This window comes from Longimicrobium sp., assembly GCA_036389795.1.
GTDB lineage: Bacteria > Gemmatimonadota > Gemmatimonadetes > Longimicrobiales > Longimicrobiaceae > Longimicrobium.
This window is the reverse complement of record DASVWD010000172.1, coordinates 1-15,788: the sequence shown is the minus strand read 5'-3', so window position 1 is coordinate 15,788 and position 15,788 is coordinate 1. Positions and strand designations below refer to the sequence as shown.

Here is a 15,788-nt window from a genome sequence, read left to right as displayed (position 1 = left end):
CCTCGCACCGATCCCGCAGAGTACCCTCTCCCGCAGTTGGGTCCCGCGGTTGGGAGAGGGTGGCGACGCGGTAGCCGCGCCGGGTGAGGGCCCTCAGTCCGCCGCCACCGCGCCCACGCCCGCCTTCGTCTCGGCCCCGGCCGCCGTCGGCGTCACCCGCAGGTCGCGCCCCGTCATCAGCGCGGGCTGGGGGAGGCCGACCAGGCCCAGGATCGTCGGCGCCACGTCGCAGAGCGCGCCGTCCCTCAATCCGACCGCTGTCCTGCGCTCCTCCGGCTCCACCAGGACGATGCCGACCGGGTTGGTGGTGTGCGCCGTGTGGGGGCCGTTGGTCTCCGGGTCCCACATCTGCTCGCAGTTGCCGTGGTCCGCGGTGACGATCAGCGCCGTCCCCGTCTCCCGGCACGCCGCGAGCACCTCGCCCAGGCCCCGGTCGACGGCTTCCACCGCCGCGACCGCCGCCTTCAGCACGCCCGTGTGCCCCACCATGTCGGGGTTGGCGTAGTTGCAGACCAGCACGTCGTACGCGCGCGAGCGGATCGCCTCCACCAGGCCGCGCGTGACCTCGGGCGCGCTCATCTCCGGCTGCAGGTCGTAGGTGGCCACCCTGGGCGAGTCGACCAGGCGGCGCGTCTCGCCCGGCGGCGGGTCCTCGACCCCGCCGTTGAAGAAGTAGGTGACGTGCGGGTACTTCTCCGTCTCCGCCGTGCGGAAGCCGGTGCGCCCGTGGCTCACCAGGACGTCGGCCAGCTTGTCGTCCATCGGCTGCGGCGGGAAGGCGGCGGGGAGCGGGAAGTCCTCGTCGTACTGCGTCATCGTCACCACGTCCACCTTCGGCGGCGCCGGGCCGCGGTCGAACCCCGCGAACTCCGGGTCCGCCAGCGCGCGCGTCATCTGCCGGGCGCGGTCCGCGCGGAAGTTGAAGAAGATCACCCCGTCGCCGTCGCGGAGCCGTCCCACCGGCTCCCCGTCGTCGCCGACCACCACGCGCGGGGTCACGAACTCGTCCGTCTCCCCCTGCTCGTACGCCGCCGCGACCGCCTCGACGGGGTCGTGGACGGCGAGCCCCTCGCCGTGCACGATCGCGCGGTACGCCTTCTCCACCCGGTCCCAGCGCCGGTCGCGGTCCATCGCCCAGTAGCGCCCCATCAGCGAGGCCACGCACACCGCGCCGCCGCCGCCCGCGCGGCCGAACAGCTCGGTGAGGAAGTCGCGCGCCGAGGCCGGCGGCGTGTCGCGGCCGTCCAGGAAGACGTGCACGCGGGTGCGCGGCAGCCCGTGCCGCTCGGCGAGCTCCACCAGGGCCAGCAGGTGCGCGTCCACCGCGTGCACCCCGCCGGGGCCCACCAGCCCCATCAGGTGCAGCGTGGCGCCGCGCTCCTTCACCGCGCGGATCAGCTCCAGGAACGCCTGGTTGCGGTGGAACTCGCCCGTCTCGATCGCCCGCGAGATGCGCTGGAGCGACTGCATCACCACCCGCCCCGCGCCCAGGTTCATGTGCCCCACCTCGGAGTTCCCCATCTGCCCCGGGGGAAGGCCGACCGCGGGCCCGTGCGTGGTCAGCGTCGCGCGCGGGTAGCCGCCCTCCTCCCACAGGTGCCGCCAGGTGGGTGCGTTCGCCTGCGCCACGGCGTTGTCCCACACCGGCTCGCGCAGCCCCCAGCCGTCCAGGATCACCAGGCACGCGCGCGGGTGCGCCGCCGCGGGCGGGGGAGGAGCGCCTCCGGGCGAGGCGGGGGCGGGCGTCGGCTCGGGCATCTTAATCGTTTCCTGATTGACAAGACGGCGCGTCCGGGACTACCTTGCTCCCGAACCACCAGACATCGCCGAATCTACGCCGCGCCCGGAAGGTCCCGCCACCCCGGGCGTTCCCCCTTGCCTTGACACGCCGCGCAGCAGTTCCCCCCGCGCCCAAAGCGCGGGCCCGGGCGCGTTCGTGCGTCTGCAGGCGAGCCGGATAAACGGAGACTCCCAGTTTCCGGGCGCGGCGCCGGCGATCCATTGGACCCCCAGCGGAAGGCCCGCTTCCGCCTCGCAGTGCCGGACGACCCGCCCGGCCGACCGAACCGCGGTACGCGTCAGAGAGGAGCCGCCATGCCCCGTCGCCGCCACACCTTCGCCGTTCCCCTCGCAGCCTGTGTCCTGTCCGGCGCCGCCCTGGGCCTCTCGGCCCCCGCGCGGAGCCTCCCCCCGATTACCTGGACCAACGTGGCTCCGGCGCCCGAGCGGGTGCTGGCGCACGGGAGCGGCGCGGCGTTCCGGCTGGCGGACATGGCGTTCGGGAGGAGCGGCGCGCTCCGGGTGACGGTGGCCGACCCCTACCGGCGCGTGGACCTGCCGATCGTGTGGGGAAGCGAGGCGCAGCCCACGAGCGTGCGCTACCGCTGGGTGCCGCAGCACGGCACCATCGCCGGCGTGCTGGGCGAGTCGTGGCTGGCGGCGGGGATCAACGCCCCCGACCGGCAGGGCGTCTGGCGGCTGCAGCTCAACGCCCCCGGCTTCACCCAGGAGGTCAACGAGCTGGCCGTCATCACCCGCATCCCCTTCTCCGAGAAGCGCGGCGGCTGGCTGAACGGCTACCACATCGGCTCGTACGTCACCGAGGACGGCTCGCGCGGCGGCGCCTACGCCCCCCCGCCGGGGTTCATCGAGGTCACCCCCCAGAACCAGGACCTCAACGTCTCCACCCACTTCCGGCTCCGGAACTTCCTCACCAAGAACCAGTTCAGCGTCTGGCCCAAGTACGTGGCGCTCGACCTGCGGCTGATCGACAAGCTGGAGCTGGTGATGCAGGAGCTGAACGCCATGGGGGTGCGCGCCGAGAACATGGCGGTGATGAGCGGCTTCCGCACCCCGGCGTACAACATCCAGGGCGTGGGCGAGGGCGGCCGCGCGCTGCTGAGCCGCCACACCTACGGCGACGCGTCGGACGTGTGGATCGACAACGACATGGACGGCTACATCGACGACCTGAACGGCGACGGCCGCCGCGACACCTTCGACGCCCAGGTGATGCTGCGCGCCGTGGAGCGGGTGGAGCGCCGCTACCCCGACCTGATCGGCGGCGCGGGCGTCTACCCCGACAACGGCGCCCACGGCCCCTTCATCCACATCGACGCCCGCGGCTACCGCTCGCGCTGGTAGCCCGCATCTCCGTCGAGAGCAGAACGCGAAAGGGCCGGCCTCGCGCGCGAGGCCGGCCCTTTCGCTGCTTGTGCGGATCAGCCGCGCCTAGAGGAGCTGGGCGTCCACGCCGGTGACGATGATGGCCTTTTCGTCATCCGAGTAGCAGTAGGCCGCCCGGATCGGATAGGAGACGTCTTCGACGCGGATGGTGAACGTGTAGATCGGAAAGCCGAAGGCTCCCCGGGGAACCACTCCCAGGCGCGGGTTCCTCGCCAGCGCCTCCAGGGCGCCCTGGATCTGCGCGATCGCTTCCAGCTTCTGCTCGAGTGTATCGAACCTTTCGACGTAGCGTTCTATGCTATCTCGCGTGCCTGGCGGTAACCTCAGCTCGTAGGGCATCGAAGAATTCGGCGGCGGTCAGGTAGTCGCCGCGCTCCGCGTCCCGCCGCGCGGCCATGACCTCGTCGAGGTCGAAGCCCAGCTCGTCCCGGCCGGCGTTGTTCACGAGGTGCATCGGCACGGCCTTCCCGCGCACGGCCTGCCGCATCGGCTCGGTCGCGTACACGGCCGCCAGAAGCTCGTCCAGCGGCGCGGACGCCCAGGTACGCCGGACGTGGGCCAGGATCCGCTTCTCCACCTCCGACAGCCGGCTGGAGGAGATCTCCCCGGTCCCGCGGACCTGCCGCTCCACCTTGCCCTCGGGGTACACCACCGGGGCCTCGGTCACCATCCCGGCGTCCGCGAGCTCCTTCAGGGCGGAATACAGGGAGGAGTCGAACGGTCCGTGGTGATGGAAGCGGTAGGACCAAGACGTGATCGGCCTGCCGAGCAGCTTCCGCGACTCCAGGTCGGCCAGGTAGGCGAGCTTCACGAGCCGCGTGTGGCCGATGCCGGCTCCATCCTGGATGAAGAAACCCAGGACCTCGGCGTCTTTGCTCAACCGCCCCATGGGTGAACTCCTCCCCATAACGTTCCGGCACGACGTGCCGCCCGTATAGTGCCTTGCCGCGCCGATTGGCGCAAGAGGACTTCTCCGGCATTCACCTGCACGTTCGGCGTGCAGCGAGGATCTCCTCGCAAGACGCACGAAAGGCGGCGACCTGCGTCGCCGCCTCCAGGGTCGTGCCGCGAACCCGAGCGAGCGGACCGTTCTCAGTGCCGGGCGCCGGCCCGCGCGCTCCCCGCCGCGGACTCGTCCGGCGGCGCGGCGGCGTGCCGGACGCCGCCCGCGCCGAAGGCCGACGCCACGGGGCGGCCGGCAAACTGCTCGGGGAGGGGGACGCCCAGGGCCCAGAGCGCCGTCGCCGCCGTGTCGAAGGTGCGGATGTCGCCCGCGATCTCGCCCGGCGCGATCCCCGGGCCCCACGCGATCCAGGGGATGGTCTGGTCCACCACCTCGGCGCTGCCGTGGCCGCGGCCGTGCCCGCCGTGGTCCGCCGTGACGATCACCACCGCGTCGCCGCCGTACGCCTCCTCCACCGCCTCCACCAGGCGCCCCACCGCCGCGTCGGCCCGGCGCACGGCCATGCGGTACGGCAGCGACATCCACCCGTACATGTGCCCCGCCAGGTCGGGGTCGGCCAGGTGCACGAAGAGGAGGTCGGGCCGGCGGAAGCGCAGGTACTGCTCCACCTGCTGGGTGATCACGCTGGCGCGCCAGACCTCGTCGCCGCGCGGGGCCACGCGGAAGTGCGGCGTCTCCTCGCGGATCAGGTGGCGGAACTTCTCCTTCCCGAAGAACGCCGCCGTGGTGAGCCCCCGCGCCTCGGCCAGGTCGAACACCGTGGGCACCCCCACCGTGCCGGTGCGGCCCACCTGGTTCTCGTTCCAGGTGATCCCGTGCACCGAAGGCGGCACGCCGGTGAGCATCGAGGTGTGGGAGGGGAGCGTCTTGCTGGGAAGGATCGTCTGCGCCCGGAGCGTCCAGGCGCCCTCGCGCATCAGCCGCTGCAGGTTGTGCGCGCCGGCCGCCTCGATGGCGTCGGCGCGCAGCCCGTCGATGGAGATGAGCACCACGTGGCGCGCGAGCGCCGCGGCGGTGGCCGGGACGGGGGCGGCGGGGGCCTGCGCCGCGAGCGCCGGGGCGCCGCCGGCCAGGCAGGCGCACAGGGCGGTGCACAGAACCACTTTACCACGGGCGAGGGTTCCGTTACCGTGCATGGGAGAGGTCTGGTTCGGGTCCGTTCGGCAGCGGGGCTTCCGGGCGCCCCCGGGAGCCACAAGTGCAAGCACTACACCAGCGGGTTCCGGAAAGATTCAACCCATGGTGAAACTCTTTCTCGGGTGGGTCGTATCAGGGGACGCCGGAGTCCGCGACAGGCCCTGACGACCAGACGCAGCCGCCCCGGGCGGCTCGGGAGCGTGTAATGTATTGTTCCACCTGCGGCGCCCGCGTGCCCGATGGGCGCGCCAACTGCCAGACGTGCGGCGCCGCCATGCCGCGCCTGCCGCAGCCGCACCCCGCGGCCGTCCCCGTCCTGGCCACCCGGCCGGGCGGCTTCGCGGAGCCGATCGGGATGTGCCCGCGCTGCGGCTTCCGCGGCCAGAGCGTGGGCTACTTCACGCGCGGCGGGCACGTGGCGGCGCTGGTGCTGCTCACCGTCGTCACCGGCGGGATCGTGGGCGCGGGCGGCATCCTCTACTACCTGCTGCGCAAGGACCACCGCGTCTGCCCCCGCTGCGGCGAGAACTGGGGGAAGTACGCGGCGTTCGCCCTGGCGCCCGGCACCCCCGGCGCGCCCTCCCTCCCCGCCGGCCGCATGTCGGACCCGGACGTGGTGGGGAGCGGCGGCGGGGGGAGGCGCTTCCTGTCGTACCTCCTCTTCGCGTTCGCCGCCGTCATGCTGATGGTCGGCATCGGCGAGGCGGTGCTGCCGCCGATCGTGTTCGCCCTCTTCGCGGGCGGCGGCGGGTGGCTCCTGCAGCGCAGCGCCCGCGAGGCGCGCGAGCGCCGGCGCGAGGCGCTCCTCCAGAGCCTGCAGCTCCCCGTGCTCCAGCTGGCCGGCCGGAAGGGCGGCCGGCTGACGGTGACCGACGTGGCCACCGGGCTGGGGTGGCCGATGACGCGGGCCGAGAAGGTGCTCAACTCGCTGGAGGACGGCCTGCGGGTGATGTCGGACATCACCGACGACGGCGTGATCGTGTACGACTTCCTGGAGATCCGCGCCGCCCAGCTCGCCGCCGCCGAGGCCCCGCCCGCCGCGCTCCCGAACGGCGCCGCGTCTTCCCCGCCGCGCACGCCGACGGCGTTCCCGGAAGGCGCGGGTCCCACGCAGAGCGCGCTGGCCTGAACGAACCTGAAAATCAATCGAAGAGGGGCACCTGGCCTGGCCGGGTGCCCCTCTTCGATTGATCGAAAACAAGCCAAGCGTCGTGATTTAGGCGGACCGCCTGCTATGGGAGTGAACCACCACTCCACTTGTGCTCGGGATCGGGCATGAACGTCAAGCCCTCTCCACCGGCCTGTTCAACCACAATCAACCATCCGCCCGGAACCTTTGCTCGGGAAACCCGAACCTCATAGCCAACGGTCAGCCCGTTAGCATTCAGCCTCTCGAACGCGAGCTTCGGGCGAAGGGTGTCCATCGCTCTACCTCCATCCAAGTAGCTGCCCACTCCACTCCGGCGGCGCATCGACAACCGGACTGCGAAGCGGGTTGAGCCATTGCCGGGAGAGGAGTTAAATTACTTCCTTCCACGCCGACAGAGGTCAGCCGACGACGTCGGCCTCGACGATGCCGCTGCCTTCGCCGGCCTTGGCGCGGCGCTTGGCCTCGGCCACGGCCTCGCCCAGGTGCTGGAAGTCGGGCCAGCGCGCCGGGTCGATGCGCACGACGGCCGCGGAGATCTGGGTGACGGGGAACTCGCGCTCGGCGCCGTAGCGGTCCAGCGCGCGGTAGGTGCCCGCGCCCACCGCGTCTTCCGGCAGGTGGGCGCGCAGGCCGTCGGCGAAGCGGCGCTGGGCGGTCTCGGCCAGGCGCCGCGCGTCTTCCGGGGCGCAGCAGAGCACGAAGTCGTCGCCGCCCACGTGGCCCACGAAGGTGTCGTCGCCGCCCGCCTTGGCGGCCTCGACCACGGCGGCGCCGGCCTCGCGGATCGCCTGGTCGGCCACGGCGAAGCCGAAGCGGTCGGAGAACGGCTTGAAGAAGTCCAGGTCGAAGTAGACCACCGCGAACGGCTCGCCCACGTCCCGCCTGCGCTCGAGCTCGGCGTAGATGGCTTCGCCGCCGGGGAGCCCCGTGGTGGGGTTGCGGTCGCGCCCGCGCGCGGCCAGCCTGAGCAGCGCCGAGACGCGCGCCAGCAGCTCGCGCGGGTCGAACGGCTTGGCCAGGTAGTCGTCGGCGCCCGCGTCGAAGCCGCCCAGGCGGTCCTCGATGCCGCCCTGCGCGGTGAGGATGAGCACGGGGACGTGCGCCAGGGCGGGGTCGCGCTTGACCTCGCGGCACACCTGGAAGCCGTCGGGGTGCCCCATGCGGTAGTCGAGCACCACCAGGTCCGGCGCTTCGCGGCGCACCTCGGCCAGCGCGTCGGTGCCGTTGGAGACCGCGCGCACCACGTGCCCGGCCGAGGCCAGCACGTCCGCAATCATTCGGCGGAGGGGGTCGTCGTCCTCCGCCAGCACGATGTGGCTCATCGTCCCCCGTCCCGTCCGCCTCCGCTTCCGCCCTTGCTCACGTGTTCCCGCTGATGTGCGTTTCGCTCCGCCGCGCCGCGGCGCTCCCGCTGCTGGCCGCCGGCCTCCTCGCAACCGCCGCGCCCGCCGCGCGGGCCCAGGCGGCCCCCAATCTAGCACTCTCGCTGGCCCCGGGCACGACCACCCGCTCGGCGGAGGCGCTCGGCGCACGGATCGACTCCATCCTTGCGCGCCCCTCGCTCCGGCGCGCCGACTGGGGGGTGGAGGTGCGCGACGCGTCCACGGGGGAGATCCTCTATGCCCGCGACGCCGACCGGCTCTTCATCCCCGCCTCGAACCTCAAGCTGATCGTTTCGGCCACGGCGGCCCACCACCTGGACCCCGGCTACCGCTACCGGACGACCCTGTACGCGACGGGGCCGGTGCAGGGCGGCACGCTGCAGGGCGACCTGGTGCTCTACGGGCGCGGCGACCCGCTGATCTCCGACCGCTACGGCCGGCGCCGCACGGCGGTGTGGGAGGAGCTGGCCGACTCGCTGCTGGCGAAGGGGGTCCGCCGCGTCTCGGGCGCCGTGGTGGCCGACGAGACGTGGTTCGACGCGGTGCGCGTGCGCGGCGACTGGGAGGCGTACGACCTGCGCTGGTGGTACGCGGCGCCCACGGGGGCCATCGGCTTCAACGACAACTCCATCGAGTTCCGCATCTCGCCGGGCGCGGCGGGGGAGCCGGCGCGGGTCTCCTGGGAGCCGCGCTCGGAGTACGTGGAGGTGGAGAACCGGGCGACCACGGCGGCCGCGGGGCGGGCGCGCACGGTGGACCTGGAGCGGGTGCCCGGCACGCGCCGCATCCGCGTCTACGGCCAGATCCCGGCGGGCCAGGCGAGCGACGTGGAGTACTTCGCGGTGGACGACCCGGCGCGCTTCGCGGCCACGGTCTTCCGCGAGGTGCTGGAGTCGAAGGGGATCGCGGTCGACCGCGACGAGGTGCGCGTGGTGTCGGACCCGGCGCGCTCGCCGCAGCCCGACGCGGTGCCGCTGGCCGAGCACCTCTCGGACCCGCTGCCGAAGGTGATCGGGCCGATCCTGCTCAACAGCCAGAACTGGTTCGCGGAGCAGCTGGTGAAGACGCTGGGGCGCGAGGTGCGCGGCGAGGGGAGCTGGGAGGCGGGACTGGCGGTGGAGCGCGACTTCCTCACCCAGGTGGTGGGAATCGACACGAGCGACTTCGTGCTGCGCGACGGCTCGGGGCTCTCGGCGGGGAACCTGGTGACGCCGCGGGCGCTGGTGCGGCTGCTGCGCTACGTGGCCGCCACGCCGCGCCAGGCGGTGGTGCGCCAGTCGCTCCCGGTGTCGGGGCGCGAGGGCTCTCTCCGGGCGCGCTTCCCCGACCTGCCGGGGCGGGTGGCGGCCAAGACGGGCTACATCGGGAACGTGGACTCGCTCTCCGGCTTCGTGCGCATGGCCAACGGGCGCGAGGCGGTGTTCTCGATCATCGCCAACAAGGGCGGGCAGCCCTCGGCGCGGATGAAGGCGGGGATCGACGACGTGGTGCGGGCGGTGGCGGGGTACCGGGGGCGGTGAGGGTACGGGGTACGAAGTACGAGAGTACGGAAGTACGAAAGTGCGTGAGTGCGTGAGTGCGGGGATCGGCGCGGCGGCGGGGGGCCCTCTCCCTGGCGCTTGAGGCGCCTGTCCCTCCCCCACAAACGGCGTGGGGGAGGGACTTCCTCGCTTCGCTCGTGACGGGCGGAGGCAGCCTCCGCGCGCGGAAAAAGGCTCCCTCTCCCGCGCAGCGGGGGAGGGCGGGGGGAGGGGGCGGCCCGCGGCGGCTCCGATGCCGCCCGAAGCGGGATGTTCGCGGGAACCCTGAGGATATGCTCGTGATGAAGCTGTGCCGGATATCGCTGGCGCTCGCCGCCGCGACCCTCGCCTTCGCCGGGACGGCCCGGGCGCAGGAGGGGACGCCGATCGCGGGGGCGCTGGCGGTGGAGACGTTCGACTCGGCGTGGGCGGTGATCGACCGCACGTTGTGGGACACCACCTTCAACGGGGTGGACTGGGACGCGGTGCGCGAGGAGCTGAGGCCGCGCGCGCAGTCCGCCCGCACCTACCAGGAGCTGCGCTCGGTCCTGGGCGAGATGGTGGGGCGGCTCGGGCTCTCGCACTTCGGGATCATCCCCGGCGACGTGCAGGACCGGCTGGCGGCCGGCGGCGCTGCGCCCGCGGGCGGCGCGCCGGGCGACGCGGGGCTGGAGCTGCGGCTGGTGGGGGAGCGCTTCCTGGTGACGCGCGTGGCGCCCGGCGGGGCGGCCGCCGCCGCGGGGGTGCGCCCGGGGTGGGCCGTCGACGCGGTGGAGGGGCGGCCCGCCAGGGAGGTGCTGGCGCTCGTCGACCGCGTGCCCACGGCGCGGGAGCCGCGCGCCCGCCAGCTGGCGGCGTGGGCGGCGCTCTCGGCCGCGCTGCGCGGGCGCGCGGGCGAGCGGCTGCGGGTCCGCTTCGAGGACGGGGCCGGCCGGGCGGTGGAGAAGGCGCTCGTCCTCGGCCCGGCGGCGGGGACGGCGACGAAGGTGGGGAACCTCCCCGAGCTGGCGGTGCGCGCGGAGCACGAGCGGCTGCGGCTGGACGACGGCACCAGCGTGGGGGTGATCCGCTTCAACTACTGGATGCCGGTGGTGGCCCGCCGGCTCGACGAGGCGGTGGACGCGCTGCGCGACGCGGACGGGATCGTGATCGACCTGCGCGGGAACCTGGGCGGGGTGGGGGTGATGGCGGCGGGGTTCGCGGGGCACTTCCTGGACCGCGCCGACACGCTGGGGACCATGCGGATGAGGCAGGGGCCGCTGCACTTCGTGGTCAACCCGCGGCGGGTGGACGCCCGGTCGCGCCCCGCGCGGCCCTTCGCGGGGCCGGTGGCGATCCTGGTGGACGCGCTCTCGGTGAGCACGTCGGAGATCTTCGCGGGCGGGCTGCGCAGGCTGGGGCGCGCCCGCGTCTTCGGCGAGACGACGGCGGGGCAGGCGCTCCCCTCGTACGCGCGGCGCCTCCCCAACGGCGACGTGCTGCAGCACGCGGTGGCCGACTTCACCGGCCCCGGGGGCGAGCGCTTCGAAGGGGCGGGGGTGGCGCCCGACGTGGCGGCGCCGCCCACGCGCGAGGCGCTCCTGGCCGGGGGCGACCCGGCGCTGGACGCGGCGGTGCGCTGGATCCGCGAAGAGAGGGCCCGCGGCCGCGCGCCGCGGTGAACGAACCCGGCGGAGGAATCCGGCCGGTACACGCGCGGCCCGCGAGCCGGGGCGCGCCACTACGACCCTGAGGAGAAGACGATGTTCGCTCGCAGCACTTTCGGCCGCGCGCTGGCGCTGGCGGCCGTGACGGCGACGGTGGCGGCGGCCGGGGCGCGCGCCCAGCAGCTCCCGCCGGCGCGGCAGGTGGTCGACCGCTACCTGGAGGCCACCGGCGCGAAGGCGGCGGCGGGGCGCTTCCAGAGCCGGCACATGGTCACCGAGATGTCGATGCCGGCCATGGGGATGACCATGACCATGCACGTGTACCAGGCCCGCCCCAACAAGCTGCTGGTGAGGACGGAGATGCCGGGGATGGGGAACGCTTCGCTCGGCTTCGACGGGACGACGGCGTGGTCCACCAACCCGATGCAGGGCCCGCGCATCCTGGAGGACGCCCGCGAGGTGGCCGACCTGCTGCGCCAGGCGGAGTTCGACAGCTACGACTTCGCGAAGGTGTACGACCGCATGGAGACCGTGGGCGAGCGCACCGTGGCCGGGCGGCCGTGCTGGAACGTGCGCATGAGCAGCACGCAGGGGAAGCTGCAGGGGCTGCAGGCGGACTACTGCTTCGACAAGGAGACCGGCCTGGCGGTGGCGGCCACCATGAAGCAGACGTCGCAGATGGGCGAGATGGAGATCCAGTCGGTGATGTCGGACTACCGGGATTTCGACGGGCTGAAGATGCCCACCCGCACCACCTCGACGATGATGGGCCAGGAGATGGTGCACACGGTGAAGTCGGTGACGCACGAGCCGCTCGACGCCTCCCTCTTCACGCTCCCGCCCGAGGTGCAGGCGCTGAAGGGCCAGCGCCAGGACTGATCCGGCCCTCACCCGCCGCCCGAGAGCGGCAACCCTCTCCCGACTCCGGGAGAGGGTGGACTTTACGGAGCGGGAGACAGGGCGGCTCGTAGGGGCGAGGCCTGCCTAAGGCCTGCCTCGACCGGCGGATGCCGGCACGTGCGCGGCAGGCCGGAAATGGGGCGGGCGGCCATCGCGCGGACTCGCAGGCTCGCCCCTACGAAATTCGTCGCCCGACGAAACCGCGCGTGAGGGATGCGCGCCCGACAGGGCCGGGACGGCGCCGCCACAGGGGTATCGTGGCGGCGGCGGCCCGGCGCGGTTGGGCACGGTCGTATCGTGCCCTACCGCGCGCGCAGCCCGGCCCCCTTCAGGGGGACACGCCCAGAGACGTAGTGGCAGTTCGGGGCTCAGCCCCTTGCGCCCGGGGCCGGGACGTGGCTTCTTCCCCCGCGGGTCGTGTAGCGGCGGGTGAACGAGCAGCTAAAGGGGAGCCGAATGGTTGCGGCCGTGGTCCTGATCCGCTCCGTGCCGGGCGACGTGCCCGCGCTGGCGCGCCGCATCGCGGGGATCGAGGGGGTGGCGGAGGTCTACTCCGTCTCCGGCGAGTACGACCTGATCGCCATCCTGCGCGTGGCCGAGTACGAGCGCATCGCCGAGATCGTCACCGAGGAGATCGCGCAGGTCCAGGGGATCGAGCGGACGAACACCCTCACCGCCTTCCGCGTCTACTCCAAGCAGGACCTGGGCGCGGCGTGGGACATGTTCGACTGAACGGCAGGGGCCCTCACCCGGCGCCGCTACCGCGTCGCCACCCTCTCCCAACTTCGGGAGAGGGTACTTTACGGGGTTATGTGCCAGAGGCTGGGATCTCCTCCGGGCGGCGGTGTCGCCCCGATCTTCGCCCGTGGATTGAACTTCTTTGGCGGTGGTACTTTACGCGCTCGGGGCGCGCGGGTTAACTTCCACGCTCCGCAGACGGACGTTCCCGGCCGCCCCGGCGCCCGGCCCCTGCTTCCGGACCGCCGTGTACGGCCCGCGTCCGGCGCGCACTTCACCGCGGTAAACCTCCAATGTTCCCAATCCTCTTCAAGGTCGGCGGGTTCACCGTCACGTCGTTCGGCGTGATGATGGCGCTGGCGTTCATCACCGGCGCCTGGATCAGCGCGGCGGAGCTCAAGCGCAAGGGCGAGAACCCGGAGCACGCCTGGGACCTGGCGGGATGGGCCGCCATCTTCGGGATCCTGGGGTCGAAGCTGTACTACCTGGTGCTGCACTGGCCCGAGACGCTGGCCAACCCGCGCGCCGCCATCCTCTCGCGCTCGGGGCTGGTGTGGTACGGCGGGTTCATCCTGGCCGCGCTGGTGGTGGCCTGGCGCGTCCACCGGCTCAAGCTGCCGGTGTGGAAGTTCGCCGACGCCATCGCGCCGGGGCTGGCGCTGGGGTACGCGGTGGGCCGCATCGGCTGCTTCCTGGTGGGCGACGACTACGGCCGCCCCACCACCCTGCCGTGGGGCGTGGCCTTCCCCCGCGGCGCGCCGCCGTCGACCGCCGACAACCTGCGCGACTTCGGGGTGGACATCCCCGCCACCGTGCCGGGCGACCAGGTGTTCGCGGTGCACCCCACGCAGCTCTACGAGACGGGGCTCTCGCTGGTCATCTTCTTCATCCTCTGGCGGCTGCGGCCGCGCTGGGCCACGCCGGGGACGCTGTTCTTCGTGTGGGTGGCGCTGGCGGGGGCGGAGCGCTTCATCGTGGAGATCTTCCGCGCCAAGGACGACCGCTTCCTGGGCGTCTTCTCGGTGGCGCAGCTCATCAGCCTGCTGCTGATCGCCGGCGGCGCGCTGGTGGCGGCGCGGCTGGCGCGCGGCGGCCGCGCGGCCGCCGCGAAGACAGCGCCCGCCGCGGCGTGACTTCCGCCTCCCGGCGGTGAACCGGCGCCGGTTCCTGGCCGCGCTGGGGGCCGGCGCCCTTGGGGCGCTGGCCGCCGACGCGTGGCTGGTGGAGCCGCGCCGGCTGGAGGTCACCCGCCACGACCTGGGCGCCCGCGGCCCCGGCGGGGTGCGCCTCACCTTCGTCCAGATCACCGACCTCCATCTGCAGAAGACAGGGCGGCTGCACCGGCACCTCGCGCGCGAGGTGGCGCGGGTGCGGCCGCACTTCGTCGTGCTCACCGGCGACTCGGTGGACCGGCGCGATGCGCTGCCGGCGCTCGCCGAGTTCCTGGGGCTGCTGGACCCGCGCACGCCCAAGTACGCGGTCCTGGGGAACTGGGAGCACTGGGGCGGCGTGGACCTGGCGGACCTCGCGTCGCTCTACGCGCGGCACGGCGGGCGGCTGCTGGTGAACGAGACGGCGGTCTTCGCGCACGGGCGCGCGACCGTGGCCGTCACCGGGGTGGACGACCTGCTGGGCGGGCGGCCGGACCTGGGAAGGGCGCTCGGCGGCGTGGCGCCGGCGTCGGCCCACCTGCTGCTGGCGCACTGTCCGGGGTACCGGGATCAACTGGCCGCGAGGATCGTCAGCCCGCTCACTCCGGTCACGGCGTCCGGGGGCGCGCCGGTCGATCCCGGGGGGTTCCTGGCGATGCTCTCCGGGCACACGCACGGCGGGCAGGTGAGCGTCCTGGGCTGGGCGCCGATGCTGCCGCGGGGGAGCGGGCGCTACATGCGCGGCTGGTTCCGCGAGCCGGGGCTGGCTCCGCTTTACGTGTCGCGCGGGATCGGCACCTCGATGCTCCCGGTCCGCCTCGGCTCGGTGCCGGAGCTGGCGGTGTTCACGATGACGGTGTGAAGAGGCCGAGGACCCTCCGCGGGGCTGCGGCCGGCCCGGGCGGTCGAAACCGCTGCAACAACGGCACGAAGTCCGCCTGCGCGGACTGGCGGGCTGCGCCCGCGCGCTTCGCGCGCTGCGCACCTCCGTCTTTCTCTCCATCCCCGAGCCGCCGCGCCATGCCTACGCCCACCGGTCCGGAGCCGATCCCCGCCTTCGTGAACCCGGGCGGCGGGAACGCGCGCGCGGCGGCGGAGGCGCTGGCGGGGGACGCGCGCTTCGCGCCGCGCGAGGTGGAGCCGGGGGAGCTGGGCGGGGCGGTGGCCGCGGAGGTGGCGCGCGGGGCGCGGCGGGTGCTGGTGGCGGGCGGCGACGGGACGGTGGCCGCGGCGGCGGCGCGGGTGCTGGGGAGCGGGGTGGAGCTGGCGGTGCTCCCGGCGGGGACGCTCAACCACTTCGCGCGCGGGCACGGCATCCCCCTCTCGGCGGACGAGGCGCTGGAGCTGGCGGCCGCCGGGACGGCGCGCGCGGTGGACGTGGGGACGGTGTGCGGGCGCGTGTTCCTCAACACCAGCTCGGTGGGCGCCTACGTGGGCTTCGTGCGCAGGCGCGAGCGGCTGGAGCGCTTCCTCCCCTACCGCGCGGCGAGCCTGGCCGCGGCGGCCGCCGTCTACCTGCGGCTGCGCACCTTCGACGTGGAGGTGGAGGCGGAGGGAAGGACGCGGCGCTACCGCACGGCGGTGGTCTTCGTGGGCGTCGGCGAGCGGGAGCTGCGCTTCCCCAGCTTCGGCGGCAGGGCCGAGGGCGGGCGCGAGGGGCTGCACCTGATCGCGGTGGAGGGGAAGGCCCGGCTCGTGGCGCTGGCGCTGAAGGCGGTCGCGCGCGGGCTGGACGAGGTGGCGCGCAGCCATCGCGTCGACAGCTTCATGGTGGAGCGCTGCACCGTGCACATGCCGAAGCCGCTGGGCTACCTGGCCCTGGACGGCGAGACGTGCCGGATGCCCAGCCCCTTCGAGTACCGCCTGGCGCGCGGCGCGCTGCGCGTGGTGGCGCCGCCGGTACAGCCGCAAGCTCCGAGGGGAGAGGGGGCGGAATGAACCGCGGGTGGTCGGCGGGCGGCGTCAGGCAGCCGCTCGGCTCGCCGACCACCAGACCTGTCGAGTAGATCCCTCG

Annotated in this window: 14 protein-coding genes; 9 read left to right on the top strand and 5 right to left on the bottom strand. The window is 73.6% G+C overall.

The features are described from left to right. Positions 1 to 93 precede the first annotated feature (93 nt). Positions 94 to 1,758, bottom strand: coding sequence for a 2,3-bisphosphoglycerate-independent phosphoglycerate mutase (gpmI, locus tag VF746_22350; GenBank protein ID HEX8695169.1), 1,665 nt, complete (start codon positions 1,756 to 1,758; stop codon positions 94 to 96). Between the two features lie 336 nt (positions 1,759 to 2,094). Between gpmI and VF746_22345 the strand changes: the two genes are divergently transcribed. Continuing rightward, entirely contained in the window at positions 2,095 to 3,144 is a 1,050-nt protein-coding gene (locus VF746_22345) for a hypothetical protein (GenBank protein HEX8695168.1), read from the top strand. A gap of 87 nt (positions 3,145 to 3,231) precedes the next feature. Here the strand turns inward: VF746_22345 and VF746_22340 are convergent, their stop codons facing one another. The 3 genes from VF746_22340 to VF746_22330 form a co-directional block, all read right to left on the bottom strand. Continuing rightward, a complete protein-coding gene (locus VF746_22340; protein HEX8695167.1) occupies positions 3,232 to 3,525 on the bottom strand; it encodes a type II toxin-antitoxin system RelE/ParE family toxin in 294 nt (97 codons plus the stop codon). After that, positions 3,485 to 4,075, bottom strand: coding sequence for a Panacea domain-containing protein (locus VF746_22335; GenBank protein ID HEX8695166.1), 591 nt, complete (start codon positions 4,073 to 4,075; stop codon positions 3,485 to 3,487). The genes VF746_22340 and VF746_22335 overlap by 41 nt, the downstream gene beginning before the upstream one ends. Before the next feature lie 203 nt (positions 4,076 to 4,278). Next, positions 4,279 to 5,253, bottom strand: coding sequence for an ectonucleotide pyrophosphatase/phosphodiesterase (locus tag VF746_22330; protein ID HEX8695165.1), 975 nt, complete (start codon positions 5,251 to 5,253; stop codon positions 4,279 to 4,281). A gap of 266 nt (positions 5,254 to 5,519) precedes the next feature. Between VF746_22330 and VF746_22325 the strand changes: the two genes are divergently transcribed. Further along, positions 5,520 to 6,416, top strand: a complete 897-nt coding sequence (locus VF746_22325; protein HEX8695164.1) for a hypothetical protein — start codon at positions 5,520 to 5,522, stop codon at positions 6,414 to 6,416. A gap of 419 nt (positions 6,417 to 6,835) precedes the next feature. On the opposite strand, the gene VF746_22320 is transcribed toward VF746_22325, so the two are convergent. Next, a complete protein-coding gene (locus tag VF746_22320; GenBank protein HEX8695163.1) occupies positions 6,836 to 7,759 on the bottom strand; it encodes a response regulator in 924 nt (307 codons plus the stop codon). Positions 7,760 to 7,812: 53 nt separating this feature from the next. Between VF746_22320 and dacB the strand changes: the two genes are divergently transcribed. The 7 genes from dacB (at position 7,813) to VF746_22285 (ending at position 15,712) form a co-directional block, all read left to right on the top strand. Continuing rightward, positions 7,813 to 9,339, top strand: coding sequence for a D-alanyl-D-alanine carboxypeptidase/D-alanyl-D-alanine-endopeptidase (dacB, locus tag VF746_22315; GenBank protein ID HEX8695162.1), 1,527 nt, complete (start codon positions 7,813 to 7,815; stop codon positions 9,337 to 9,339). Between the two features lie 302 nt (positions 9,340 to 9,641). Beyond that, positions 9,642 to 11,000: a S41 family peptidase gene (locus VF746_22310; protein ID HEX8695161.1), complete on the top strand. Its 1,359-nt coding sequence runs from the start codon at positions 9,642 to 9,644 to the stop codon at positions 10,998 to 11,000. An 81-nt stretch (positions 11,001 to 11,081) separates the two neighbouring features. After that, entirely contained in the window at positions 11,082 to 11,864 is a 783-nt protein-coding gene (locus VF746_22305) for a DUF4412 domain-containing protein (protein ID HEX8695160.1), read from the top strand. 477 nt (positions 11,865 to 12,341) lie between these two features. Then, complete coding sequence (locus VF746_22300; GenBank protein HEX8695159.1) at positions 12,342 to 12,617, top strand: Lrp/AsnC ligand binding domain-containing protein; 276 nt, start codon at positions 12,342 to 12,344, stop codon at positions 12,615 to 12,617. A gap of 299 nt (positions 12,618 to 12,916) precedes the next feature. Beyond that, positions 12,917 to 13,756 carry a prolipoprotein diacylglyceryl transferase gene (gene lgt, locus VF746_22295; protein ID HEX8695158.1) on the top strand — a complete coding sequence of 280 codons (840 nt, stop codon included), beginning with the start codon at positions 12,917 to 12,919 and terminating at the stop codon, positions 13,754 to 13,756. A gap of 16 nt (positions 13,757 to 13,772) precedes the next feature. Beyond that, positions 13,773 to 14,636 carry a metallophosphoesterase gene (locus tag VF746_22290; protein ID HEX8695157.1) on the top strand — a complete coding sequence of 288 codons (864 nt, stop codon included), beginning with the start codon at positions 13,773 to 13,775 and terminating at the stop codon, positions 14,634 to 14,636. Between the two features lie 158 nt (positions 14,637 to 14,794). Continuing rightward, on the top strand, positions 14,795 to 15,712 hold the full coding sequence (locus VF746_22285) for a diacylglycerol kinase family protein (protein ID HEX8695156.1): 918 nt from the start codon (positions 14,795 to 14,797) through the stop codon (positions 15,710 to 15,712). Positions 15,713 to 15,788 lie beyond the last annotated feature (76 nt).

Coding starts and splice junctions, on each gene's coding strand:
- gpmI (HEX8695169.1), bottom strand. CDS start 1,758: ATGCCCGAGCCGACGCCCGCCCCCGCCTCGCCCGGAGGCGCTCCTCCC.
- VF746_22345 (HEX8695168.1), top strand. CDS start 2,095: ATGCCCCGTCGCCGCCACACCTTCGCCGTTCCCCTCGCAGCCTGTGTC.
- VF746_22340 (HEX8695167.1), bottom strand. CDS start 3,525: ATGCCCTACGAGCTGAGGTTACCGCCAGGCACGCGAGATAGCATAGAA.
- VF746_22335 (HEX8695166.1), bottom strand. CDS start 4,075: ATGGGGCGGTTGAGCAAAGACGCCGAGGTCCTGGGTTTCTTCATCCAG.
- VF746_22320 (HEX8695163.1), bottom strand. CDS start 7,759: ATGAGCCACATCGTGCTGGCGGAGGACGACGACCCCCTCCGCCGAATG.
- dacB (HEX8695162.1), top strand. CDS start 7,813: ATGTGCGTTTCGCTCCGCCGCGCCGCGGCGCTCCCGCTGCTGGCCGCC.
- VF746_22310 (HEX8695161.1), top strand. CDS start 9,642: ATGAAGCTGTGCCGGATATCGCTGGCGCTCGCCGCCGCGACCCTCGCC.
- VF746_22305 (HEX8695160.1), top strand. CDS start 11,082: ATGTTCGCTCGCAGCACTTTCGGCCGCGCGCTGGCGCTGGCGGCCGTG.
- VF746_22300 (HEX8695159.1), top strand. CDS start 12,342: ATGGTTGCGGCCGTGGTCCTGATCCGCTCCGTGCCGGGCGACGTGCCC.
- lgt (HEX8695158.1), top strand. CDS start 12,917: ATGTTCCCAATCCTCTTCAAGGTCGGCGGGTTCACCGTCACGTCGTTC.
- VF746_22285 (HEX8695156.1), top strand. CDS start 14,795: ATGCCTACGCCCACCGGTCCGGAGCCGATCCCCGCCTTCGTGAACCCG.